Source organism: Sulfuriferula nivalis, from assembly GCF_009937995.1.
Classification (GTDB): domain Bacteria; phylum Pseudomonadota; class Gammaproteobacteria; order Burkholderiales; family Sulfuriferulaceae; genus Sulfuriferula; species Sulfuriferula nivalis.
The window spans coordinates 564,108-584,267 of the sequence record NZ_AP021881.1; the positions used below are offsets into that span (position 1 = coordinate 564,108).

Consider the following 20,160-nt stretch of genomic DNA (forward strand, 5'->3'; position numbering starts at 1 on the left):
GTTATGAAAAATCAAAAAATTCGTATTCGTCTCAAGGCGTTTGACTATCGTCTAATTGATCAGTCAGCATTAGAGATTGTCGAAACAGCAAAGCGTACTGGCGCAGTAGTTAAGGGTCCAGTTCCATTGCCAACTTCTATAGAGCGCTTCGATGTGCTCCGCTCTCCTCACGTTAACAAAACTTCTCGTGATCAATTTGAAATCCGTACGCATTTGCGTCTTATGGATATCATCGACCCAACAGATAAAACTGTTGATGCGTTGATGAAATTAGATCTGCCAGCTGGTGTTGAAGTAGAAATCAAGGTTTAGTATTCCCGTACCAAGACGGTTTTCTTGGGGTATAAAGCTGGTCAATTGTAATCAGCGCCTTTTTGTTAAGGATAGAAAAATGAGTTTAGGACTCGTCGGTCGTAAAGTAGGCATGACCCGACTCTTTGCTGAGGATGGTAGTACCATTCCAGTAACGGTGTTGGATGTGTCGAATAACCGCGTAACTCAGATTAAAACAACTGAAACTGATGGCTATAATGCGGTTCAGGTTGCTTTTGGTGTGCGTCGCGCTAGTCGTGTAAACAAATCAGCTGCTGGTCATCTTGCTAAGGCGGGTGTTGAGGCTGGTCGTTTGCTAAAAGAATTTCGTTTGCCAGCAACTGAAGCTCCGGCATTGGTTGCGGGTAGCGTAGTTAGTGTTGAAATATTTCAGCCTGGTCAACTGGTTGATGTTACTGGAACTACTCTGGGTAAGGGTTTTTCTGGTGTAATTAAGCGTCATCACTTCTCATCTAACCGTGCAAGTCACGGTAACTCACGTTCGCACAATACGCCAGGTTCAATTGGTCAAGCGCAAGATCCAGGTCGTGTTTTCCCTGGTAAGCGTATGGCTGGTCAATTGGGTGCTGTGCAGCGTACTGTGCAAAAACTGGAAGTGGTCCGTATAGATACTGAACGTCAATTGATATTGGTCAAAGGTGCTGTTCCAGGGTCTAAAGGCGGTCATGTTGTTGTTCGCCCTAGTGTGAAGGTAGGTGCCTAATGGAACTAAAGATGATTAACGACAAAGGTCAGGACGCTACTGCTTTAGTTGCGTCTGATGCTTTGTTCGGTCGTGAATATAATGAAGCCTTGGTGCATCAGATTGTTACTGCTTATATGGCTAATGCCCGTAGCGGTAATCGTGCACAAAAGGATCGTCGCACAGTACATCACAGTACCAAAAAGCCATGGCGTCAAAAAGGAACGGGTCGTGCTCGTTCTGGTATGACTTCAAGCCCTATTTGGCGTGGGGGTGGTCGTGCGTTTCCAAATAGCCCTGATGAGAATTTTACACAGAAGATTAACCGTAAAATGTATCGCGCAGGTATTGCGGCTATATTGTCCAAATTGGTTAGCGAAGGAAGTCTAAGTGTTGTTGATTCGTTAACAGTTGAAGCACCTAAGACCAAATTGCTTGCTAACAAATTGAAGGCGATGGGATTTAGTGATCGCGTTCTAATAGTTACTGATAACTTAGATGACGATTTGTGGATGGCTTCACGCAATTTGCCTAATGTAATGATTGTTGAGCCTCGTCATATTGATCCAGTGAGTATGGTTCGCTTTGGTCGTGTATTGATGACAAGCGCTGCTGTTAAAGCTGTTGAGGAGATGTTGGCATGAGTACATTAAAATTTAGTGATGCACGCTTGTTGCAAGTTATCCTGGCGCCGCAAATTTCTGAAAAGAGCACTTACGTTGCAGATAAACACGAGCAGGTGATCTTCCGTGTTTGTCCTGATGCAACCAAGCCTGAAGTTAAAGCAGCTGTTGAAATGCTGTTTAAGGTTGAGGTCAGTAGTGTAAATATGCTTGTTGTTAAAGGTAAGCAAAAGCGTTTTGGTCGTTTTATGGGTCGCCGTAGCGATTGGAAAAAAGCTTTTGTGTGCCTGAAACCTGGGCAAGAGATTAACTTTGCGGCGGGTCAGTGAGGAGTAAAACATGGCACTTATTAAAGTAAAACCAACATCCCCTGGTCGCCGTTCATTAGTTAAAGTTGTGACGCCAGATTTGCATAAAGGCAAACCTGTCGCTTCATTGCTGGCTCGTAAAACTAAAACGGCTGGCCGTAATAATAACGGTCATATTACTACCCGTCATATGGGTGGTGGTCATAAACAGCACTATCGCTTAGTAGACTTCCGTCGTAATAAAGATGGTGTTCCAGCTAAGGTTGAGCGTTTGGAATATGATCCTAACCGTTCCGCAAATTTGGCGTTGTTATGCTATGCGGATGGTGAACGTGCATACATTATCGCCCCTAAGGGTGTTTCTGCTGGAATGCAGTTGATGAATGGTTCTGATGCGCCTATCAAGGCTGGCAATGCATTGCCACTTCGTAATATTCCAGTTGGTAGTACGGTTCATTGTATAGAAATGATGCCAGGCAAAGGTGCGCAAATCGCACGTTCTGCTGGTACTTCTGCCCAGTTGCTAGCTCGTGAAGGCGCTTATGCTCAACTGCGCTTACGCTCAGGTGAGATTCGTAAAGTGCATGTGGATTGCCGCGCTACTATCGGTGAAGTCGGTAATGAAGAACATTCATTACGTTCTATCGGTAAAGCGGGCGCTAATCGCTGGCGTGGTATTAGACCTACCGTTCGTGGTGTTGTAATGAACCCGGTTGATCACCCACACGGTGGTGGTGAGGGTAAGACAGCAGCTGGACGTCATCCAGTTAGTCCTTGGGGTGTTCCTGCCAAGGGTTACCGTACTCGTAACAACAAACGCACTAGCGGTATGATTGTGCGTAGTCGTCATAAACGTTAAAAGGTCATAACTATGCCACGTTCGATTAAAAAAGGTCCGTTTGTTGACGCGCACCTACAGAAAAAGGTTGAGGCAGCACGCGCAACCAACGACAAGCGTCCAATTAAAACTTGGTCACGTCGTTCAACAGTTTTGCCTGATTTTATTGGTCTTACTATAGCTGTACATAATGGTAAGCAACACATACCTGTTTTTGTATCTGAAAACATGGTAGGTCATAAACTAGGTGAGTTTTCTTTGACCCGTACTTTTAAAGGCCATGCGGCTGATAAGAAAGCGAAGAAATAGGAGCCTATGATGAAAGTTTCAGCTATTTTACGTGGCACCCATTTGTCAGCACAAAAAGCTCGCTTAGTCGCTGATCAAATACGTGGTCTGCCAGTGGATCAGGCGCTTAATATTTTGGCTTTTAGCCCTAAAAAAGGTGCTGTTGTTATCAAGAAGGTTCTGAATTCTGCTATTGCTAATGCTGAGCATAATGAAGGCGCTGATATCGACGAATTGAAAGTCGCGACTATCACAGTTGATGAGGGTCCTTCTATGAAGCGCTTCATGGCTCGTGCAAAGGGTCGTGGCAATCGTATTATTAAACAGACTTGTCATATTGCTGTGACAGTCGGCGACGAATAAGGAACGGTAATGGGACAGAAGATACATCCGATAGGTTTCCGTCTTCCAGTAACGCGCAACTGGAGTTCGAAGTGGTTTGCTAACAGCCATGACTTCGCAGCTACGCTAAACGAAGATATTAAAGTTCGCACATTTCTTAAAAAGAAATTAGCTAATGCATCAGTCAGTAAGATTGTGATTGAGCGTCCGGCTAAAAATGCACGCATCACCATACACAGCGCTAGACCTGGTGTTGTTATTGGTAAAAAAGGTGAAGACATCGAAGTGTTGAAAGCGCAACTGCAGAAAATGATGGCAGTTCCAGTGCATGTCAATATCGAAGAAGTTCGTAAACCTGAAATTGATGCTCAATTGATCGCGGCAAATATTGCTGGTCAGTTGGAAAAACGTATTATGTTCCGTCGTGCTATGAAACGTGCCATGCAGAATGCAATGCGTCTCGGCGCTCAGGGTATTAAAATCATGAGTTCTGGTCGTTTGAACGGTGCTGAAATCGCTCGTACTGAGTGGTATCGTGAAGGTCGAGTCCCTTTGCATACACTCCGTGCCGATATCGATTATGGTTTTTATGAAGCGTTAACTACTTATGGCATTATTGGCGTAAAAGTTTGGGTTTATAAAGGCGATATGTTAGCAAATGGTGAACAGCCAGTCGTTGTGCCAACCGAACCAGAGAAACGCGTAAGAAAGCCAGGAGCAAAACATGCTACAGCCAGCTAGAAGAAAGTACCGTAAAGAACAAAAGGGTCGCAATACTGGTATTGCTACCCGTGGTAACAAAGTCAGTTTTGGTGATTTTGGTTTGAAAGCTTTGGGTCGTGGTCGTTTGACAGCGCGCCAAATTGAAGCAGCACGTCGTGCAATGACTCGTTATATTAAGCGTGGCGGACGTATTTGGATTCGTGTTTTCCCTGACAAACCAATTTCAGAGAAACCAGCTGAAGTACGTATGGGTAACGGTAAAGGTAATCCAGAGTATTACGTTGCTGAGATTCAGCCAGGTAAAATGCTCTACGAAATGGACGGTGTTGATGAAGTAATTGCACGTGAGGCATTCCGTCTTGCTGCTGCTAAATTACCAATTCAGACTACTTTTGTAACTAGAATGATAGGTGGCTAATGATGATGGCGAGCGAATTGCGTGCTAAATCCACGGCAGATGTTAAATTGGAATTGATTGAATTGTTGCGTGCTCAGTTCAGCTTGCGTATGCAAGTTGCAACTCAGCAAACTAACAAAACCAGCGAGCTTGGTAAATTGCGTAAAAGTATTGCACGAGTCCGCACTGTGTTACGTGAGAATGAACTGAAAGCGGTGAATAAATGAGTGCAGCTGAAAACAAAGTTGTTCGTAGTATGACTGGTCGTGTAGTGAGCGACAAGATGGATAAAACAGTAACTGTGCTTGTTGAACGTAAAGTTAAACATCCGGTTCTTGGTAAAGTTATTCGTCGCTCTAAGAAATACCATGCTCATGACCAGAATAACGATTATCACGAAGGTGATTTAGTGATTATTGAGGAAAGTAAGCCAATATCCAAGACTAAAACTTGGATGGTTGCTAAATTAATATCTAAAGCGGCAGCTGTATAACACTTGCACTTTTAGTTAAGTGCTGTTATACTCTTTTGCTTTCGTCCTGCCGGTAACGGCATCTTCCCGTACGGGTCCAAAACTAGCTGTCTTGACAGGGAACCCTGGCTCGGCGGGTTAAGTTGGAGAGTTAAATGATACAAATGCAGTCTAGGTTGGATGTGGCTGACAATACAGGTGCGCGGTCTGTTATGTGCATCAAAGTGTTGGGTGGCTCAAAGCGTCGCTATGCAAGCATAGGCGACATTATTAAAGTTGCTATTAAAGATGCAGCCCCTCGCGGCCGTGTCAAAAAAGGCGATGTATATAATGCTGTCGTAGTGCGTACTGCTAAGGGTGTTCGTCGTCCTGATGGTTCTTTGGTTAAATTTGATAACAATGCCGCGGTATTGCTTAACAATAAACTCGAGCCAATTGGTACACGCATCTTTGGGCCAGTTACCCGCGAATTGCGCACTGAGCGATTTATGAAAATCGTTTCATTGGCACCAGAAGTGCTTTAAGGGGGTTGCGTGAACAAGATACGTAAAGGTGATAATGTTATTGTTATCACAGGAAAAGATAAGGGCAAGCGCGGTACTGTGCTGGCTGTAAAGAGCGATACTCATTTGTTGGTTGAGGGCGTTAATACTGTCAAGAAGCACGTAAAGCCTAATCCTGTTAAAGGTGATGCGGGTGGTATTCTTGTTAAAGAAATGCCTATGCAAATCTCGAACGTGGCTTTATTTAATTCCGCTACCCAGCGTGCTGATCGTGTTGGATTTAAGTTTTTAGAAGACGGACGTAAAGTTCGGATTTTTAAATCCTCCAACGAAGTCGTCGATATTTAAGGAATTATAATGGCTCGTTTACAAGAATTCTATAACACCACGGTTGTGCCTGAATTGGTTAAACAGTTCGGTTATAAGTCTGTGATGGAAGTCCCTATGATCGAAAAGATCACGCTCAATATGGGTGTTGGTGAGGCTGTTGCGGATAAGAAGGTGATGGACCACGCTGTTGGTGATATGCAGAAGATTGCAGGTCAAAAGCCGGTGGTGACAAAATCTCGTAAATCTATCGCGGGTTTCAAGATTCGTGATGATTATCCTGTAGGTTGTATGGTTACTTTGCGTCGTGAACGTATGTTTGAGTTTCTCGATCGTTTAGTTACCGTAGCAATCCCGCGTATTCGTGACTTCCGTGGTTTGTCAGGTAAGTCATTTGACGGTCGCGGTAACTACAACATGGGTGTGCGTGAGCAGATCATATTCCCAGAAATTGAATATGATAAAATCGATGCTTTGCGTGGTATGAATATTACCATTACTACAACCGCAAAAACTGATGCTGAAGCGCGTGCTTTGCTTGCTGCATTTAAGTTTCCATTTAAGAACTGAGGATGTCATGGCTAAACTAGCAGTGATTAATCGCGATTTAAAACGTCGCGCCACGGTAGAGAAATTTGCTGCAAAACGTGCTGAAATTATGGCAACAATTGCAAATACTGATTTGTCTGAAGAAGTGCGTTTCGAAGCGCGTCTGAAATTGCAAAAGTTACCACGCAATGCAAGTCCTGTTCGTTTGCGCAATCGTTGTGCGCTGACTGGGCGTCCGCGTGGTGTGTTCAGGAAGTTTGGTCTGGGTCGCATTAAATTGCGTGAACACGCTATGCGTGGTGAAGTGCCAGGCATGGTTAAGGCCAGCTGGTAAGCGGGAGAGTATCGAATGAGTATGAGTGATCCAATTGCAGATATGCTAACGCGTATACGCAATGCACAAAGTGTAGAGAAATCTACCGTTAAAATGCCTAGCTCTAAAGTCAAATTGGCTATTGCTAAAGTTTTAAAAGACGAAGGTTATGTCGATGATTTTTCAGTCGATGATAATTCTGGCAAACCCGAATTGCATATAGGTTTAAAATATTATGCAGGTCGTCCCGTTATTGAAAAAATTGAACGGGTAAGCCGTCCCGGACTGCGCATATATAAAAGCAGTCAGGAACTTCCAAAAGTGATGAATGGACTCGGTATTGCTATTATCTCCACCTCAGGTGGGTTAATGACTGACCGCAAAGCTCGCGCAAATGGCGTGGGTGGCGAAGTTCTTTGCATCGTAGCTTGATGAGGAAATGCAATGTCTCGTGTAGCTAAAAATCCAGTAGCAGTGCCTGCTGGTGTAGAAGTAACAATTAACGCGAATGTTGTCGCAATTAAAGGGCCTTTAGGTACTTTAGAGCAAGCAGCAAACGCAAATGTGGTAATTGCTCGTGAGGGTGACACTTTAACATTTGCGCCCGCTGATGATTCGATTCGTGCAAATGCAATGTCCGGTACTATGCGTGCTTTGTTAGCAAACATGGTTCAGGGTGTTACTAAAGGATTTGAGCGTAAATTACAATTGGTTGGTGTTGGTTATCGTGCGCAAGCTGCGGGCGATGTGCTTAACTTAACCTTGGGTTATTCGCATCCTATTGCACATAAAATGCCTGAAGGCATCAAGGTTGAAACGCCAAGCCAAACGGAAATACTTATTAAAGGTATGGATCGTCAAAAGGTTGGTCAAGTTGCTGCTGACGTTCGCGCATATCGTAAACCTGAGCCTTATAAAGGTAAAGGTGTGCGTTATTCCGATGAAGTGGTTGTGATTAAAGAAACCAAGAAAAAGTAAGGTTAAATCATGGATAAGAATACAGCGCGTCTGCGCAGAGCACGCAAAACCCGTGCCCGCATTGCAGATCAAAAAGCCACACGTTTGGTTGTTTATCGTTCAAATTGCAATATTTATGCGCAAATTATCGATGCAACGGGTGGTAAAGTTTTAGCAAGTGCATCTAGTGTTGAAGTCGATGTTCGTAAAGAATTGGCTAGCGGTGGTAACGTTGCTGCTGCGACTTTGGTAGGTAAGCGCATTGCAGAAAAAGCTAAACAGGCTGGTATTGTTGAAGTTGCTTTCGACCGTTCTGGTTTCCGTTATCATGGTCGCGTTAAAGCGTTGGCTGATGCCGCGCGTGAAAACGGTCTGAACTTCTAATTGGGGTGTACATATGGCAAAGATAGAAACTAACCAAGAGAGTAGTGATGGTTTGCGCGAGAAGATGGTCGCCGTTAATCGCGTTACTAAAGTGGTTAAAGGTGGACGTATTTTAGGTTTCGCTGCATTGACTGTTGTTGGTGATGGTGATGGCGGTATTGGTATGGGCAAGGGCAAGTCCCGTGAAGTGCCAGTTGCTGTACAAAAGGCTATGGATGAAGCTCGTCGTAAATTGACTAAAGTTAATTTAAAGAACGGAACCTTGCACCACGCAGTTATTGGTAAACATGGTGCTGCTGTAGTTTATATGCAGCCAGCGTCTGAAGGTACTGGTATCATTGCTGGTGGTCCGATGCGTGCTGTTTTCGAAGTGATGGGTGTTCATAACATTCTTGCTAAGTGCATAGGATCTACTAATCCTTACAACGTTGTTCGTGCAACGATTAACGGTCTAATGCAAATAAACTCTCCTTCAGAAATTGCTGCTAAGCGTGGTAAATCTGTTGCTGAAATTACGGAGTAAGCGATGACTGCTACTGCAAAAAAAATTAAAGTGACGTTGGTTAAAAGCGTTATTGGTACGAAGCAAGATCACCGTGCTTGTGTTAAAGGCTTGGGTCTGCGTCGCTTAAATCATACCGTAGAAGTGTTGGATACTCCTTCAAATCGCGGCATGATCAATAAAGTTTATTATCTCGTTAAATGCGAGGGTTGATATGGAATTAAATAATTTAAAGCCAGCTGCTGGTAGTAACAAACCTTGTCGTCGTGTTGGTCGCGGTATTGGTAGTGGTCTAGGGAAAACGGCTGGTCGTGGTCATAAGGGCCAAAAATCACGTACTGGTGGATTCCATAAGGTTGGTTTTGAAGGCGGTCAAATGCCTATTCAACGCCGTCTACCTAAACGTGGTTTCGTTTCATTGACAGCTGGTGATACTGCTGAAGTTTTGTTGAGCGTAATTGATAAGTTGCCTATTGATCAGATTGATATTCTGGTTTTGAAGCAAGCTGGTTTGATTTCAGCTAGAGCGAAAACTGCCAAAATTGTTATGACCGGTACTATTTCTCGTGCAGTAACGCTTCAAGGTTTAACTGCTACTAAAGCTGCTCGTGCTGCTATCGAAGCGGCAGGTGGAAGTTTTCAGGACTAAATCTTGACTGCTACTAAAGCTAAAGTTGGTGCTGCCAACAAATTCGGTGATCTAAAGCAACGTCTATGGTTTTTAATAGGTGCTTTGGTGGTATATCGTATTGGTGCTCATATACCTGTTCCAGGTATAGACCCGGTGGCACTAGAGCATTTATTTAAAGCGCAACAGGGTGGAATCTTAGGCATGTTTAACATGTTCTCAGGTGGTGCTTTGTCACGATTTACTGTTTTTGCTTTGGGAATAATGCCTTATATTTCCGCATCTATCATTATGCAATTGCTGACTGTAGTTTCACCGCAGCTAGAAGCTTTGAAGAAAGAGGGCGATTCGGGTCGTCGTAAAATTACACAATATACTCGTTATGGCACTGTAGCTTTGGCGCTGTTTCAAGGGTTAGGTATTGCAGTTGCATTGGAGTCACAGGCTGGTTTAGTTATAGATCCTGGCTTCTTGTTTCGAATTACCGCTGTAATGACTTTAGTTGCTGGCACGATGTTTCTAATGTGGCTGGGTGAGCAGATAACTGAACGCGGTATTGGTAATGGTATATCGATGATCATCTTTGCAGGTATAGTTGCAGGTTTGCCGCACGCAATCGGTGGTACTCTAGAGTTGACTAGTACTGGTGCATTTTCAATTCCTTTGGTGTTGATGTTGTTTGTCGCAGTTATTTTAGTAACGGCTTTGGTTGTATTTGTTGAGCGCGGTCAGCGTAAAGTACTTGTTAATTATGCCAAGCGACAAGTTGGTAATAAGGTTTATGGTGGTCAAAGTTCACATTTGCCTTTGAAGTTGAATATGGCTGGTGTAATCCCACCTATCTTTGCTTCTAGTATTATTTTGTTTCCTGCCACATTGGCAGGGTGGTTTGGTAGTCATGAAAGTATGAGTTGGTTGAAGGATGTGGGTTCTGCACTTTCACCTGGTCAGCCAATATACGTGATTCTTTATGCAACTGCTATTGTGTTCTTTTGTTTTTTCTACACTGCGTTGGTGTTCAATCCAAAAGAGACTGCAGATAATTTGAAGAAAAGTGGTGCATTTGTTCCAGGTATACGTCCTGGTGAGCAAACATCAAAGTACATAGATAAGATAATGACAAGGCTAACGTTGATAGGTGCAATTTACATTACCTTGGTTTGTTTACTACCTGAATTCTTGATAGTGAAGTTTAATGTGCCTTTTTACTTTGGCGGTACTTCATTGTTAATTATTGTGGTTGTAACTATGGATTTCATGGCGCAAGTTCAAGCCTATGTCATGTCGCAACAATATGAAGGTTTGCTCAAAAAGGCAAATTTTAAAGGTAATGGTTTTGTTTCACGTTAATTGTATGGTGGCTTAAGGATGTCTAAAGAAGATACCATCCAGATGCAGGGTGAAATTTTGGAGACGCTGCCTAATGCGACTTTCAAGGTTAAGCTTGAGAATGGGCACGTAGTATTAGGTCATATTTCTGGAAAAATGCGCATGCATTATATTCGTATTTTACCAGGTGATAAAGTAACGGTTGAACTTACGCCTTATGATTTATCTAAAGCTCGAATTACATTTCGAGCTAAGTAAGGTTTCTAACCGTTTAAGCAGTTTTGTTAAGGAGTTGTCATGAGAGTACAGGCATCGGTAAAGAAAATTTGCCGTAAATGTAAGATTGTTCGCCGTAAAGGTGTTGTTCGTGTGATCTGTGAGGATCCGCGTCACAAGCAACGTCAAGGATGATTGTCTTGACAGCGCATTGTATGTTAAAATTTAACGTTTTGATTCTGGAGTAAGCAGATGGCCCGTATTGCTGGGGTAAACATCCCGAACCACCAACATGCTGAAATTGCATTAACTTCAATTTACGGTATAGGTCGCACCACTGCACACATGATTTGTGTGAATGCGGGTGTTGGTACAACGACTAAGATTAAAGATCTTACTGATGCTGACATGGAAAAACTCCGTGAAGGTGTTGCTAAGCACACTGTAGAAGGTGACTTGCGTCGTGAAGTAACGATGAACATCAAGCGCTTGATGGATATGGGTTGTTATCGTGGTTTGCGTCATCGTCGTGGCTTGCCATTGCGTGGTCAACGCACCCGTACAAATGCTCGTACACGTAAAGGCCCTAAAAAAGCTGTTCGTGCATCGAAATAAAGGATAAATGATATGGCTAAAGCTAATATAAGAGTACGTAAAAAGGTTAAAAAGAATGTTGCTGAAGGTGTAGCACACATTCATGCTTCTTTTAACAATACCATCGTTACCATCACAGATCGTCAAGGCAATGCGTTGTCTTGGGCTACTTCTGGTGGTGCTGGTTTCAAAGGTTCACGTAAAAGTACACCATTTGCAGCACAGATTGCAGCTGAAAATGCAGGCAAACTAGCTCAAGAATGTGGTGTTAAGAATCTTGAAGTGCGTATTAAGGGTCCTGGACCTGGCCGTGAATCTGCGGTTCGTGCATTAAATAACGCTGGTTTTAAAATTACCAGTATCTCTGACGTGACGCCAGTGCCGCATAATGGTTGCCGTCCGCCTAAGAAACGTCGTATCTAAGCAGGAGTTGTAAAGTGGCCAGAAATTTAGATCCAAAATGCCGCCAGTGTCGTCGCGAAGGCGAGAAACTGTTCTTGAAGGCTGAAAAATGCTTCACTGATAAGTGTGCTATTGAGCGTCGTCCTTTCCCACCAGGTCAGCACGGTCAAAAGAAAAATAATCGCTTGTCTGATTATGGTGTGCAGTTGCGTGAAAAGCAAAAATTGCGTCGTACATACGGCGTTTTAGAGCGCCAATTCCGTGATTTGTACAAAGAAGCTGATCGTCAACGTGGTGTAACAGGTGAAACACTGTTGCAATTACTTGAAGGTCGTCTTGATACTGTTACTTATCGTATGGGCTTTGGCGGTTCACGTGCTGAATCACGTCAAGTAGTTCGTCATAACAGTATTTTAGTTAATGGCAAACGCGTAAATATTCCATCCTATGCTGTACAGCCTGGTGATGTGATTGAAGTAGCTGAGAAATCTAAGCAACAATTGCGTATTAAAGCAGCTTTAGCGGCTGCTGAACAACGTGGTTTCCCTGAGTGGATAGAAGTTAATGCCAAAGATATGAAAGGTACATACAAAGCGCGTCCACAACGTGCTGAATTGCCTGCAACTATCAATGAGCAACTTATTGTTGAATTGTATTCTAAATAATCCCGAAGCATTTAAGAGGGAAACCATTCATGCAAAGTAGCACTGCTGATTTATTAAAGCCACGAATTATAGATGTAGAAGCTGTAACACCAACACGTGCTCGTGTAATTATGGAGCCGTTTGAACGTGGTTATGGTCATACACTAGGCAATTCATTAAGACGTATTTTGTTGTCATCTATGCCTGGTGCAGCACCAACTGAAGTAAGTATCAGTGGTGTGTTGCACGAGTATTCAACCATTGAAGGCGTGCAAGAGGACGTTGTTGACATTCTTTTGAATCTTAAAGGTATCGCGCTTAAGCTTAACGATAGAAGCGAAGTTACGCTTAAATTGAGTAAGTCTGAGCAAGGTTTAGTGACTGCTGCTGATATTGAAGTGCCACACGATGTTGAAATAGTGAACCCGGATCACATTATTGCGCACCTTACCAAAGGTGGCAAGATTGAAATGGAGATCAAAGTTCAGCAAGGGCGTGGTTACCAACCAGTTTCTGCACGTCGTCAGGCTGAAGATACTCAAACTTTGGGTTCAATTAAAGTTGATTCATCATTCAGCCCAGTTCGTCGCGTGGCTTATGCTGTTGAAAGCGCCCGTGTAGAACAGCGTACTGATCTGGATAAGTTGATTTTAGATGTTGAAACCAATGGCACTATTGATCCAGAAGAAGCAGTTCGTTATGCTGCGCGTATTATGGTTGAGCAATTAGCATTGTTTGCTGACTTGAAGGGAACTCCTGTTGCTGCTGAAGCTCCAAAAGTTCCACAGGTTGATCCAACCTTGTTACGTCCAGTTGATGATTTGGAACTGACTGTGCGTTCGGCAAATTGCTTAAAAGCTGAAAACATTTTTTATATCGGTGATTTAATTCAGCGTAGTGAAAATGAATTGTTGAAAACACCAAATTTAGGCCGTAAATCTTTAAATGAAATTAAAGATGTTTTGGCTTCCAAGGGTCTCAGCTTGGGTATGAAACTCGAAAACTGGCCACCAGTTGGGCTTGAGAAGCCTTAATTAAGGATAAGGAATATAACGATGCGTCACCGTCTCGCCAATCGTAAATTAAATCGTACTAGTAGTCATCGCGCTGCTTTGTTACGTAACTTGACCAATGCTTTATTGCGTCATGAAGTTATTAAAACAACTTTGCCTAAAGCAAAGGAACTGCGTCGTTTTGCAGAGCCATTCATTACTTTAGGTAAAAAACCTAGTCTTGCTAATCGTCGTTTAGCTTTCAATCGTTTACGTGATCGTGAAATGGTTGTTAAGTTATTTGATGAATTGGGTCCTCGTTTTGCTACACGTAACGGTGGATACTTACGTATCTTAAAATTCGGTTTCCGTAATGGTGATAATGCACCTATGGCATTAATCGAAATGGTAGATCGTCCTGCAGACGCTGAATTAGTAGAAGATGTTGCTGCTTAAGGCATCCATACTTGTAAAAAAAGCCGATTTCATCGGCTTTTTTTATGTCTGTAATTTTTAGTGAGTATTAAGCAGCTAGAAATTTAATATTGTTTTATAGAATCGAGTAATATAAATCATCTGCGATTTTAAGTCATTCTTGCTTTAGCAAGAATGACTTTATTAATATTTTAATTTAGTGGTTCGAACAAGCTAATTAATTCGTCTGGACTGAATGCACTGACTCCGACACCTTCATCCCCAAGTATTCCTTGTGCTAACGCACGTTTTCTATCCTGCATTTTAATTATCTTTTCTTCAACGGTTCCAATTGTAGTCAGCTTGTATGCGAATACTGGGTTTAATTGACCAATTCGATGTGCGCGGCCTGTCGCTTGATCTTCAACGGCAGGATTCCACCACGGGTCGTAATGAATAACGGTATCTGCTGTAGTTAAATTAAGACCGACTCCACCGGCTTTCAAACTAATGAGAAATAATGGCACATCGCCATTCTGAAATTGCTGAACTGGTGTGGCTCTGTCTTGGGTGTCTCCAGTTAGGCGTACAAATGGGATTTTTAAACTATTGAGTTCAGGCTCGATTAAATCTAACATTGATGTGAACTGTGAGAATAGCAGCACGCGACGCCCTTCTTCTATCATGTCTGGTAACAATGAAGTTAGCATTTCAAGTTTTGCCGATTGCTGCACGCGATGTGCTGTGGGTAACTTAAGTAATCTCGGATCGCAGCAGACTTGGCGCAATTTTAATAATGCATCAAGAATAACAATCTGACTCTTTTTAAATCCCTTACTGTCAATTTCTCTGCGTATTTTATCTTGCATCACAGCACGTACAGACTCGTATAAGTCACGTTGTGCGCCTATCAGTTCACAGCTGCGAATGATGTCAGTTTTAGGCGGTAATTCGGTAACAACCTGTTGTTTGGTGCGTCGTAACATGAATGGCTTGACGCGTTGTGCGAGTGCAACACTACGTTGTTTATCTTCATGCTTCTCTATAGGGTTACGAAATTGGCGTTTGAACGTATCAGCGCTACCCAGTAATCCTGGTAGCAGAAAATGGAACAAAGACCATAGTTCACCCAGATGATTTTCCATCGGGGTACCCGTTAAAGCCAATCTATGACGCGCCTGAATTTGATGAACTATCTGAGTAGAAAGTGCCTTAGGATTTTTGATAGCATGTGCTTCATCAAGTATTAGCAGGTGAAAAGGTTGTGCGGTTAGAAATTCCTTATCGCGCGCCAATAAAGGATAGGTAGTCAACACTATGTCATATTGAGCTACAGATTCAAAATGTTGCTTACGCTCTTGCCCATGTAAAAGCAGTACTTTCAGATCTGGTGTGAACTTTGCTGCTTCCGCTTGCCAGTTAAACATTAAACTCGTTGGCGCAATGACCAGACTTGGGCGATCGGCGCGCCCTGCTTGTTTTTCAACCAGCACGTGTGCCAGCGTTTGTAGCGTTTTACCTAACCCCATGTCATCAGCTAGGATGCCACCCAGGTTATATTCCCTGAGAAACTGTAGCCAGTTCAGCCCCTCTTGTTGATATCCGCGCAATGTTGCATTTAATCCAGCCGGGATAGGCACAGGAACAATGCCAGTAAAGTCTTTTAGTTTTTGACCTAACGCCAGTAATCTTTCACCTCCTAACCATCTTGGTCGTGCATTGGCTTCCAGTTCGGCTAAACGTGTGGCATGGAGCGCACTTAATTCCAATTTCCCATCGACCGTGAGGCTGTGTTTGCCATCAAACAATTCCACGAGTACTGACAATATTCCTTGTAACCTTTGCAATGGCAACGCCAACATGCGTTTATCTGGCAACATGCAAACCAGTTTTCGTTTAGGGTCACAGTTAGGATTGGTGAGTTCACGAATTTGATCTGGGCTATATTGTTGGAAAGTTTGCGCTAGGATAGGTAATAAACTGATACGTTCACCATCGACATCTATACCCAGATCCAGACTAAACCAATCGTTGCCAGAGCTTTCTTCTATGTCTGCGCTGAATTCATCGCCCACTTCAGCAACGCTGTATGGAAACTCATCAGTCATTTCAACGGACCATCCAAGCTCTCGCAATCTGGGTACGTCTTCTATCATGAAATCTAGCCAATCGGATGGCTGCGCCAGGCTGAGAGTTGTCGCTTGTTCCTTTGTTAATGCCAGAGCAGGGAAGAGTAAATCAACTTGGGTTAAATCAGTGTGCGTCATGATGAGCTTGGAAAATTCACGCTCTTGCTGCAAATCACGGACGGTAGTGTAGCGTGTGTTATCTTTGCGACGGCTAATTGACGCGTTAGTTGAATAGTCATTGACTCGAATTCCATGATATTCAAAAGCGATTTGTGCACATGCGAGTAAGTGCACGCTGGTATCGTCACGTCGTTTCCAGTGATCATTCAGGTTTACTGCGATTTCCTGTAGGATCAGTATGGGGTTAGGTGGGACTTGATCCAAATGCGCAGTCGTTAGTGACTGCGGTTCAGGTAACGTAATGTTTGGTAGGCGCTGCTTTAATGTATGCGTAACTTCAGTTAATGCCTCGCTTGGAATTGCGGGAGAGTTTACCAGTATGCTGGCTAAGTGGTCGGGGATGCCTGTTGCCAGTTTCCCACATTGCATGGTGTGGGTGTTTAGCCACCAAGGTGGTGTGATCGGCAGTACGATTTCATTAGCATCTAGTGGCACACTGAGTTGCTGATTGCCTTCTTCGTCCGCGATCCAGTTAAGCTCACATTCACGCGTTTCGCCAAGAGATAATGTGGGTGATTCACTGTCTTGCCAGCAAGCGCGGCTGCTGCTTATGATGTCGTGGAGTAATTCGCCGCTATGCGCACCGGTAATCTTCGGATCTGATGGCGACAATGGGTTGGATTGAAATATGCGGGCGCATAACTTCCTGTCTAACTCGCTAGCCACGCTGCCACCGCGTCCTAAAGCAACCTCAAAAAACTGAGTGTAGCGCATTGCCTTGCCGAATCCACCATCCTTTTTAAGTCTGGAGCGCATCAGCCGCACAGTTAATCCTGATCCATACATTGCAGGAGCGAGAACGTAAATCAGTCGATATGCTTCGTGAGGTGGATATTCAGGGGCATCTACTTCTGCAAGGGCTTCATCAATTTGAGCTAACCAATTCTGCGCAGTATATGTCGATTTTTGCGCTGGTATGATGGACTTAAGCGTGATGGGTTGCAAGTCTTGTTCATTTGCTGGTGGTGTATGTAGCGTGTGTATGAGAGCCGCGATGACGTGTTTGCAATTACGTCCTATTGGGCAATCACATGCACCATCGATAATAAGTTTGCCATTGCGCATTTGCAGGCTGATACGTTGATGGTAAGGGAGTGCGCGACTTCCCTGAACTTCACCTAATAAAAGGTTGTTGTTGTCATCATAACCAACGTGCTGAACTTTATGTTGTTCATAAATGCTGAGTCCACGATCATAAAAGATGGTCGGGAAGGTTTTTTTAATGTCGGCAAGGGTATATCGAATGTGCATGGGTAGGCTTAAGCAAGTAGAGGTTTAAGATAGCGACCAGTGTGGCTATCCGGATGTTGAGCGATATGTTCGGGTGTGCCGCTGGCGACTATATAGCCGCCACCATCACCACCCTCAGGGCCAATATCGAGTACCCAATCGGCGGTTTTAATCACGTCTAAATTGTGTTCGATGACAACTACGGTATTGCCCTGGTCGGCCAGTTTATGTATCACCTTGAGCAGTAAAGCTATATCGGCGAAATGCAAGCCTGTGGTGGGTTCATCTAATATGTATAAGGTGCGGCCTGTGTCGCGTTTGGAAAGCTCTAGTGATAGCTTTACGCGTTGGGCTTCGCCACCTGATAGTGTTGTCGCTGCCTGACCGAGTTGTATATAACCCAGGCCAACATCCAGCAGTGTGCTGAGCTTGCGTGCGACAACCGGAACTGCGTTGAAGAATGCATATGCATCTTCGACTGTCATCGCCAGTACTTCGGCGATGGTTTTCCCCTTGTAATTAATCTCCAGTGTTTCACGGTTATAACGCTTGCCGTGGCACACGTCGCAAGGCACATAGACGTCGGGTAAGAAATGCATCTCGACTTTAATTACACCGTCGCCTTGGCATGCCTCGCAACGCCCACCTTTGACATTGAATGAGAAGCGGCCAGGACCATAACCACGTTCACGTGCAGCAGGCACGCCTGCGAACAGTTCACGGATAGGGGTAAATAATCCTGTGTAAGTTGCGGGGTTAGAGCGTGGCGTGCGACCGATAGGGCTCTGATCCACGTTAATCACTTTATCAAATAAAGCCAGCCCGTCGATTTGCGTGTAAGGTGCAGGTTCAGCAGACGAGCCGTACAAATGTCGCGCCATCGCGGCATAGAGGGTATCGTTGATTAACGTTGATTTGCCTGAGCCTGATACACCAGTGACGCATACCAGCAAACCCGCTGGCAATGTCAGCGTCACATTTTTCAGGTTATTACCCGTAGCGCCAGTGAGTACTAACTGACGTGTCGGATCAACTGCACGACGTTGTGCTGGAATGGCAATGCTGCGACGTCCTGATAAATAGGCTGCAGTGAGAGAGTCAGGGTGCTGCATAATTTGTTCTGGTGTTCCGCTGGCCACCACATGTCCGCCATGTACACCTGCGCCAGGGCCCATATCCACCACAAAATCTGCCATGCGTATGGCATCTTCGTCATGCTCGACCACGATGACGCTATTACCTAAATCGCGTAGCCGTCGTAATGTCGCCAATAAACGGTCGTTATCACGCTGATGCAAGCCGATAGAGGGTTCATCAAGCACATACATCACGCCGGTCAGACCTGAGCCTATTTGCGAAGCCAGACGTATGCGCTGTGCTTCACCACCAGAGAGTGTTTCTGCAGATCGGTCTAGCGATAAATACTCTAGCCCTACATTATTCAAGAACTGCAAACGTGCGGCAATTTCCTGAATGATGCGTTCAGCGATGGCTTGCTTATTGCCAGCTAATTGCAGATTCGTGAAAAAAGTAAGTGCCTGCTTCAACGGCAGTGCTGATAACTCATACAGCGTTTTGTTTGCCACATAAACATAGCGTGCTTCACGTCGGAGTCGGGTGCCGCCGCAACTTGGGCAGGGCTGGTTATTCAAATACTTGGAAAGCTCTTCGCGTATGGATTGTGAATCGGTTTCTTTATAACGTCGTGCTAAGGTATTTAAAATGCCTTCAAACGCATGCAGTTTAGGCCGACGTTCGCCTGGATAAGTAAAAGCTATTTGTTCTTTACCACTACCAGAAAGAATAATGGTTTTGACAGTGTCCGGCAGTTGTTCAAATGGCGTTTCCAAATCAAAGCCATAATGCAGTGCTAGGCTTTGCAGCAATTGAAAATAAAATGGATTGCGTTTATCCCAGCCTTTGATTGCACCTGCGGCTAGAGATAAATGTGGAAAGGCTACTACGCGCTTGGCATCAAAAAACTGGATGACGCCCAGGCCATCGCATTTGGGGCATGCACCGGCAGGATTGTTAAATGAAAATAAGCGAGGCTCAAGTTCGGTCAGTGCGTAATCGCAGACTGGGCAGGCATAGCGTGCTGAGAATAATGTTTCAGCATTGGTTTCCATATTCACCGCCAGCGCGCGGCCATCAGCATGACGTAACGCAGTTTCAAATGATTCGGCCAGTCGCTGTTTCACATCGGCACGGACTTTCAATCTATCAACGACCACCGCCAGCGTATGTTTTTTATTTTTATCGAGTTTGGGCAGTTCGTCCATTTCATAAACGTTGCCATCAATCCGTACACGAACAAAACCTTGTGCGCGCAACTCATCGAGTAAATCGACATGCTCACCTTTGCGGTCATTGATAATTGGTGCCAATATCATCAGTTTGGTATCTTCGGGCAAGGCCAGAACATGGTCGACCATTTGCGATACGGTTTGCGCGGTGAGTGGGATATGGTGTTCAGGACAATGTGGCTCACCTACGCGAGCGAATAGCAAGCGCAGATAATCATGAATTTCTGTCACTGTACCGACGGTCGAGCGTGGATTATGGCTGGTGGCTTTTTGCTCTATGGAAATCGCAGGCGATAAGCCTTCGATGGAATCCACGTCGGGTTTTTCCATTAACTGCAAAAATTGCCGCGCATACGCCGATAGCGATTCGACATAACGGCGTTGGCCTTCGGCGTAGAGCGTATCAAAAGCCAGGGAAGATTTGCCTGAGCCAGATAAGCCGGTAATCACCACCAGTTTATTGCGTGGTAAATCCAGCTGTATGTTCTTTAAATTATGCGTCCGTGCACCGCGTATGCGGATATTATCCATGCCTGTCATACTCTAGAAAGGGCT

General features: G+C 44.3%; 31 protein-coding genes. 29 read left to right on the plus strand and 2 right to left on the minus strand.

Annotated features, from left to right (window positions below):
- Positions 1 to 3: 3 nt before the first annotated feature.
- The 29 genes from rpsJ (at position 4) to rplQ (ending at position 13,802) form a co-directional block, all read left to right on the plus strand.
- Positions 4 to 312 carry a 30S ribosomal protein S10 gene (gene rpsJ, locus SFSGTM_RS02985; RefSeq protein ID WP_087447781.1) on the plus strand — a complete coding sequence of 103 codons (309 nt, stop codon included), beginning with the start codon at positions 4 to 6 and terminating at the stop codon, positions 310 to 312.
- 79 nt (positions 313 to 391) lie between these two features.
- Positions 392 to 1,036, plus strand: coding sequence for a 50S ribosomal protein L3 (gene rplC, locus SFSGTM_RS02990; protein WP_162083863.1), 645 nt, complete (start codon positions 392 to 394; stop codon positions 1,034 to 1,036).
- Entirely contained in the window at positions 1,036 to 1,659 is a 624-nt protein-coding gene (rplD, locus tag SFSGTM_RS02995) for a 50S ribosomal protein L4 (RefSeq protein WP_162083864.1), read from the plus strand. The genes rplC and rplD overlap by 1 nt, the downstream gene beginning before the upstream one ends.
- A complete protein-coding gene (gene rplW, locus SFSGTM_RS03000; protein WP_162083865.1) occupies positions 1,656 to 1,967 on the plus strand; it encodes a 50S ribosomal protein L23 in 312 nt (103 codons plus the stop codon). Before rplD ends, rplW begins: the two co-directional genes overlap by 4 nt.
- A gap of 10 nt (positions 1,968 to 1,977) precedes the next feature.
- Positions 1,978 to 2,805: a 50S ribosomal protein L2 gene (gene rplB, locus SFSGTM_RS03005; RefSeq protein ID WP_162083866.1), complete on the plus strand. Its 828-nt coding sequence runs from the start codon at positions 1,978 to 1,980 to the stop codon at positions 2,803 to 2,805.
- Between the two features lie 12 nt (positions 2,806 to 2,817).
- Positions 2,818 to 3,093 carry a 30S ribosomal protein S19 gene (gene rpsS, locus SFSGTM_RS03010; RefSeq protein ID WP_162083867.1) on the plus strand — a complete coding sequence of 92 codons (276 nt, stop codon included), beginning with the start codon at positions 2,818 to 2,820 and terminating at the stop codon, positions 3,091 to 3,093.
- A gap of 9 nt (positions 3,094 to 3,102) precedes the next feature.
- Positions 3,103 to 3,435 carry a 50S ribosomal protein L22 gene (gene rplV, locus SFSGTM_RS03015; RefSeq protein ID WP_162086181.1) on the plus strand — a complete coding sequence of 111 codons (333 nt, stop codon included), beginning with the start codon at positions 3,103 to 3,105 and terminating at the stop codon, positions 3,433 to 3,435.
- A gap of 9 nt (positions 3,436 to 3,444) precedes the next feature.
- On the plus strand, positions 3,445 to 4,155 hold the full coding sequence (gene rpsC / locus SFSGTM_RS03020; RefSeq protein ID WP_162083868.1) for a 30S ribosomal protein S3: 711 nt from the start codon (positions 3,445 to 3,447) through the stop codon (positions 4,153 to 4,155).
- Positions 4,139 to 4,555 carry a 50S ribosomal protein L16 gene (gene rplP / locus SFSGTM_RS03025; RefSeq protein WP_162083869.1) on the plus strand — a complete coding sequence of 139 codons (417 nt, stop codon included), beginning with the start codon at positions 4,139 to 4,141 and terminating at the stop codon, positions 4,553 to 4,555. The genes rpsC and rplP overlap by 17 nt, the downstream gene beginning before the upstream one ends.
- A 2-nt stretch (positions 4,556 to 4,557) precedes the next feature.
- Complete coding sequence (rpmC, locus tag SFSGTM_RS03030; RefSeq protein WP_162086182.1) at positions 4,558 to 4,761, plus strand: 50S ribosomal protein L29; 204 nt, start codon at positions 4,558 to 4,560, stop codon at positions 4,759 to 4,761.
- Entirely contained in the window at positions 4,758 to 5,027 is a 270-nt protein-coding gene (rpsQ, locus tag SFSGTM_RS03035) for a 30S ribosomal protein S17 (protein ID WP_162083870.1), read from the plus strand. The genes rpmC and rpsQ overlap by 4 nt, the downstream gene beginning before the upstream one ends.
- Before the next feature lie 134 nt (positions 5,028 to 5,161).
- Entirely contained in the window at positions 5,162 to 5,530 is a 369-nt protein-coding gene (rplN, locus tag SFSGTM_RS03040) for a 50S ribosomal protein L14 (RefSeq protein ID WP_162083871.1), read from the plus strand.
- A gap of 9 nt (positions 5,531 to 5,539) precedes the next feature.
- Positions 5,540 to 5,857, plus strand: a complete 318-nt coding sequence (gene rplX, locus SFSGTM_RS03045; protein WP_162083872.1) for a 50S ribosomal protein L24 — start codon at positions 5,540 to 5,542, stop codon at positions 5,855 to 5,857.
- A 9-nt stretch (positions 5,858 to 5,866) separates the two neighbouring features.
- Positions 5,867 to 6,406, plus strand: coding sequence for a 50S ribosomal protein L5 (gene rplE / locus SFSGTM_RS03050; RefSeq protein WP_162083873.1), 540 nt, complete (start codon positions 5,867 to 5,869; stop codon positions 6,404 to 6,406).
- Positions 6,407 to 6,413: 7 nt separating this feature from the next.
- Positions 6,414 to 6,719 (plus strand): 30S ribosomal protein S14, encoded by a 306-nt coding sequence (rpsN, locus tag SFSGTM_RS03055; RefSeq protein ID WP_162083874.1) that lies wholly within the window; start codon positions 6,414 to 6,416, stop codon positions 6,717 to 6,719.
- A 15-nt stretch (positions 6,720 to 6,734) separates the two neighbouring features.
- Entirely contained in the window at positions 6,735 to 7,130 is a 396-nt protein-coding gene (gene rpsH, locus SFSGTM_RS03060) for a 30S ribosomal protein S8 (protein ID WP_162083875.1), read from the plus strand.
- A gap of 12 nt (positions 7,131 to 7,142) precedes the next feature.
- Positions 7,143 to 7,676 (plus strand): 50S ribosomal protein L6, encoded by a 534-nt coding sequence (gene rplF, locus SFSGTM_RS03065; protein ID WP_162083876.1) that lies wholly within the window; start codon positions 7,143 to 7,145, stop codon positions 7,674 to 7,676.
- Between the two features lie 9 nt (positions 7,677 to 7,685).
- A complete protein-coding gene (gene rplR / locus SFSGTM_RS03070; protein ID WP_162083877.1) occupies positions 7,686 to 8,039 on the plus strand; it encodes a 50S ribosomal protein L18 in 354 nt (117 codons plus the stop codon).
- Between the two features lie 13 nt (positions 8,040 to 8,052).
- Entirely contained in the window at positions 8,053 to 8,562 is a 510-nt protein-coding gene (rpsE, locus tag SFSGTM_RS03075) for a 30S ribosomal protein S5 (RefSeq protein WP_162083878.1), read from the plus strand.
- Between the two features lie 3 nt (positions 8,563 to 8,565).
- The gene (gene rpmD / locus SFSGTM_RS03080) at positions 8,566 to 8,754 is read left to right on the plus strand and encodes a 50S ribosomal protein L30 (protein WP_162083879.1); all 189 of its coding nucleotides are present in this window, start codon (positions 8,566 to 8,568) and stop codon (positions 8,752 to 8,754) included.
- Between the two features lies 1 nt (position 8,755).
- Positions 8,756 to 9,190, plus strand: coding sequence for a 50S ribosomal protein L15 (gene rplO / locus SFSGTM_RS03085; RefSeq protein ID WP_162083880.1), 435 nt, complete (start codon positions 8,756 to 8,758; stop codon positions 9,188 to 9,190).
- Between the two features lie 3 nt (positions 9,191 to 9,193).
- On the plus strand, positions 9,194 to 10,519 hold the full coding sequence (gene secY / locus SFSGTM_RS03090) for a preprotein translocase subunit SecY (RefSeq protein WP_162083881.1): 1,326 nt from the start codon (positions 9,194 to 9,196) through the stop codon (positions 10,517 to 10,519).
- A gap of 18 nt (positions 10,520 to 10,537) precedes the next feature.
- Positions 10,538 to 10,756 carry a translation initiation factor IF-1 gene (gene infA, locus SFSGTM_RS03095; RefSeq protein ID WP_162083882.1) on the plus strand — a complete coding sequence of 73 codons (219 nt, stop codon included), beginning with the start codon at positions 10,538 to 10,540 and terminating at the stop codon, positions 10,754 to 10,756.
- A 39-nt stretch (positions 10,757 to 10,795) separates the two neighbouring features.
- The gene (rpmJ, locus tag SFSGTM_RS03100) at positions 10,796 to 10,909 is read left to right on the plus strand and encodes a 50S ribosomal protein L36 (RefSeq protein ID WP_087447758.1); all 114 of its coding nucleotides are present in this window, start codon (positions 10,796 to 10,798) and stop codon (positions 10,907 to 10,909) included.
- Between the two features lie 57 nt (positions 10,910 to 10,966).
- Positions 10,967 to 11,329 carry a 30S ribosomal protein S13 gene (rpsM, locus tag SFSGTM_RS03105; RefSeq protein ID WP_162083883.1) on the plus strand — a complete coding sequence of 121 codons (363 nt, stop codon included), beginning with the start codon at positions 10,967 to 10,969 and terminating at the stop codon, positions 11,327 to 11,329.
- Between the two features lie 12 nt (positions 11,330 to 11,341).
- The gene (rpsK, locus tag SFSGTM_RS03110; RefSeq protein ID WP_162083884.1) at positions 11,342 to 11,731 is read left to right on the plus strand and encodes a 30S ribosomal protein S11; all 390 of its coding nucleotides are present in this window, start codon (positions 11,342 to 11,344) and stop codon (positions 11,729 to 11,731) included.
- A gap of 14 nt (positions 11,732 to 11,745) precedes the next feature.
- Positions 11,746 to 12,375, plus strand: a complete 630-nt coding sequence (rpsD, locus tag SFSGTM_RS03115; protein ID WP_162083885.1) for a 30S ribosomal protein S4 — start codon at positions 11,746 to 11,748, stop codon at positions 12,373 to 12,375.
- A gap of 29 nt (positions 12,376 to 12,404) precedes the next feature.
- Positions 12,405 to 13,388 (plus strand): DNA-directed RNA polymerase subunit alpha, encoded by a 984-nt coding sequence (locus SFSGTM_RS03120; protein WP_162083886.1) that lies wholly within the window; start codon positions 12,405 to 12,407, stop codon positions 13,386 to 13,388.
- Positions 13,389 to 13,409: 21 nt separating this feature from the next.
- A complete protein-coding gene (rplQ, locus tag SFSGTM_RS03125) occupies positions 13,410 to 13,802 on the plus strand; it encodes a 50S ribosomal protein L17 (protein ID WP_162083887.1) in 393 nt (130 codons plus the stop codon).
- 170 nt (positions 13,803 to 13,972) lie between these two features.
- Here rplQ and SFSGTM_RS03130 read toward each other — a convergent pair whose 3' ends face one another.
- Positions 13,973 to 17,320: a DEAD/DEAH box helicase gene (locus tag SFSGTM_RS03130; protein ID WP_162083888.1), complete on the minus strand. Its 3,348-nt coding sequence runs from the start codon at positions 17,318 to 17,320 to the stop codon at positions 13,973 to 13,975.
- Positions 17,321 to 17,328: 8 nt separating this feature from the next.
- Positions 17,329 to 20,136, minus strand: coding sequence for an excinuclease ABC subunit UvrA (uvrA, locus tag SFSGTM_RS03135; protein ID WP_162083889.1), 2,808 nt, complete (start codon positions 20,134 to 20,136; stop codon positions 17,329 to 17,331).
- Positions 20,137 to 20,160 lie beyond the last annotated feature (24 nt).

What these genes read in the sequence shown, in the direction of transcription:
- rpsJ (WP_087447781.1), top strand. Translation starts at nt 4, where the DNA reads ATGAAAAATCAAAAAATTCGTATTCGTCTCAAGGCGTTTGACTATCGT.
- rplC (WP_162083863.1), top strand. Translation starts at nt 392, where the DNA reads ATGAGTTTAGGACTCGTCGGTCGTAAAGTAGGCATGACCCGACTCTTT.
- rplD (WP_162083864.1), top strand. Translation starts at nt 1,036, where the DNA reads ATGGAACTAAAGATGATTAACGACAAAGGTCAGGACGCTACTGCTTTA.
- rplW (WP_162083865.1), top strand. Translation starts at nt 1,656, where the DNA reads ATGAGTACATTAAAATTTAGTGATGCACGCTTGTTGCAAGTTATCCTG.
- rplB (WP_162083866.1), top strand. Translation starts at nt 1,978, where the DNA reads ATGGCACTTATTAAAGTAAAACCAACATCCCCTGGTCGCCGTTCATTA.
- rpsS (WP_162083867.1), top strand. Translation starts at nt 2,818, where the DNA reads ATGCCACGTTCGATTAAAAAAGGTCCGTTTGTTGACGCGCACCTACAG.
- rplV (WP_162086181.1), top strand. Translation starts at nt 3,103, where the DNA reads ATGAAAGTTTCAGCTATTTTACGTGGCACCCATTTGTCAGCACAAAAA.
- rpsC (WP_162083868.1), top strand. Translation starts at nt 3,445, where the DNA reads ATGGGACAGAAGATACATCCGATAGGTTTCCGTCTTCCAGTAACGCGC.
- rplP (WP_162083869.1), top strand. Translation starts at nt 4,139, where the DNA reads ATGCTACAGCCAGCTAGAAGAAAGTACCGTAAAGAACAAAAGGGTCGC.
- rpmC (WP_162086182.1), top strand. Translation starts at nt 4,558, where the DNA reads ATGATGGCGAGCGAATTGCGTGCTAAATCCACGGCAGATGTTAAATTG.
- rpsQ (WP_162083870.1), top strand. Translation starts at nt 4,758, where the DNA reads ATGAGTGCAGCTGAAAACAAAGTTGTTCGTAGTATGACTGGTCGTGTA.
- rplN (WP_162083871.1), top strand. Translation starts at nt 5,162, where the DNA reads ATGATACAAATGCAGTCTAGGTTGGATGTGGCTGACAATACAGGTGCG.
- rplE (WP_162083873.1), top strand. Translation starts at nt 5,867, where the DNA reads ATGGCTCGTTTACAAGAATTCTATAACACCACGGTTGTGCCTGAATTG.
- rpsN (WP_162083874.1), top strand. Translation starts at nt 6,414, where the DNA reads ATGGCTAAACTAGCAGTGATTAATCGCGATTTAAAACGTCGCGCCACG.
- rpsH (WP_162083875.1), top strand. Translation starts at nt 6,735, where the DNA reads ATGAGTATGAGTGATCCAATTGCAGATATGCTAACGCGTATACGCAAT.
- rplF (WP_162083876.1), top strand. Translation starts at nt 7,143, where the DNA reads ATGTCTCGTGTAGCTAAAAATCCAGTAGCAGTGCCTGCTGGTGTAGAA.
- rplR (WP_162083877.1), top strand. Translation starts at nt 7,686, where the DNA reads ATGGATAAGAATACAGCGCGTCTGCGCAGAGCACGCAAAACCCGTGCC.
- rpsE (WP_162083878.1), top strand. Translation starts at nt 8,053, where the DNA reads ATGGCAAAGATAGAAACTAACCAAGAGAGTAGTGATGGTTTGCGCGAG.
- rpmD (WP_162083879.1), top strand. Translation starts at nt 8,566, where the DNA reads ATGACTGCTACTGCAAAAAAAATTAAAGTGACGTTGGTTAAAAGCGTT.
- rplO (WP_162083880.1), top strand. Translation starts at nt 8,756, where the DNA reads ATGGAATTAAATAATTTAAAGCCAGCTGCTGGTAGTAACAAACCTTGT.
- infA (WP_162083882.1), top strand. Translation starts at nt 10,538, where the DNA reads ATGTCTAAAGAAGATACCATCCAGATGCAGGGTGAAATTTTGGAGACG.
- rpmJ (WP_087447758.1), top strand. Translation starts at nt 10,796, where the DNA reads ATGAGAGTACAGGCATCGGTAAAGAAAATTTGCCGTAAATGTAAGATT.
- rpsM (WP_162083883.1), top strand. Translation starts at nt 10,967, where the DNA reads ATGGCCCGTATTGCTGGGGTAAACATCCCGAACCACCAACATGCTGAA.
- rpsK (WP_162083884.1), top strand. Translation starts at nt 11,342, where the DNA reads ATGGCTAAAGCTAATATAAGAGTACGTAAAAAGGTTAAAAAGAATGTT.
- SFSGTM_RS03120 (WP_162083886.1), top strand. Translation starts at nt 12,405, where the DNA reads ATGCAAAGTAGCACTGCTGATTTATTAAAGCCACGAATTATAGATGTA.
- rplQ (WP_162083887.1), top strand. Translation starts at nt 13,410, where the DNA reads ATGCGTCACCGTCTCGCCAATCGTAAATTAAATCGTACTAGTAGTCAT.
- SFSGTM_RS03130 (WP_162083888.1), bottom strand. Translation starts at nt 17,320, where the DNA reads ATGCACATTCGATATACCCTTGCCGACATTAAAAAAACCTTCCCGACC.
- uvrA (WP_162083889.1), bottom strand. Translation starts at nt 20,136, where the DNA reads ATGGATAATATCCGCATACGCGGTGCACGGACGCATAATTTAAAGAAC.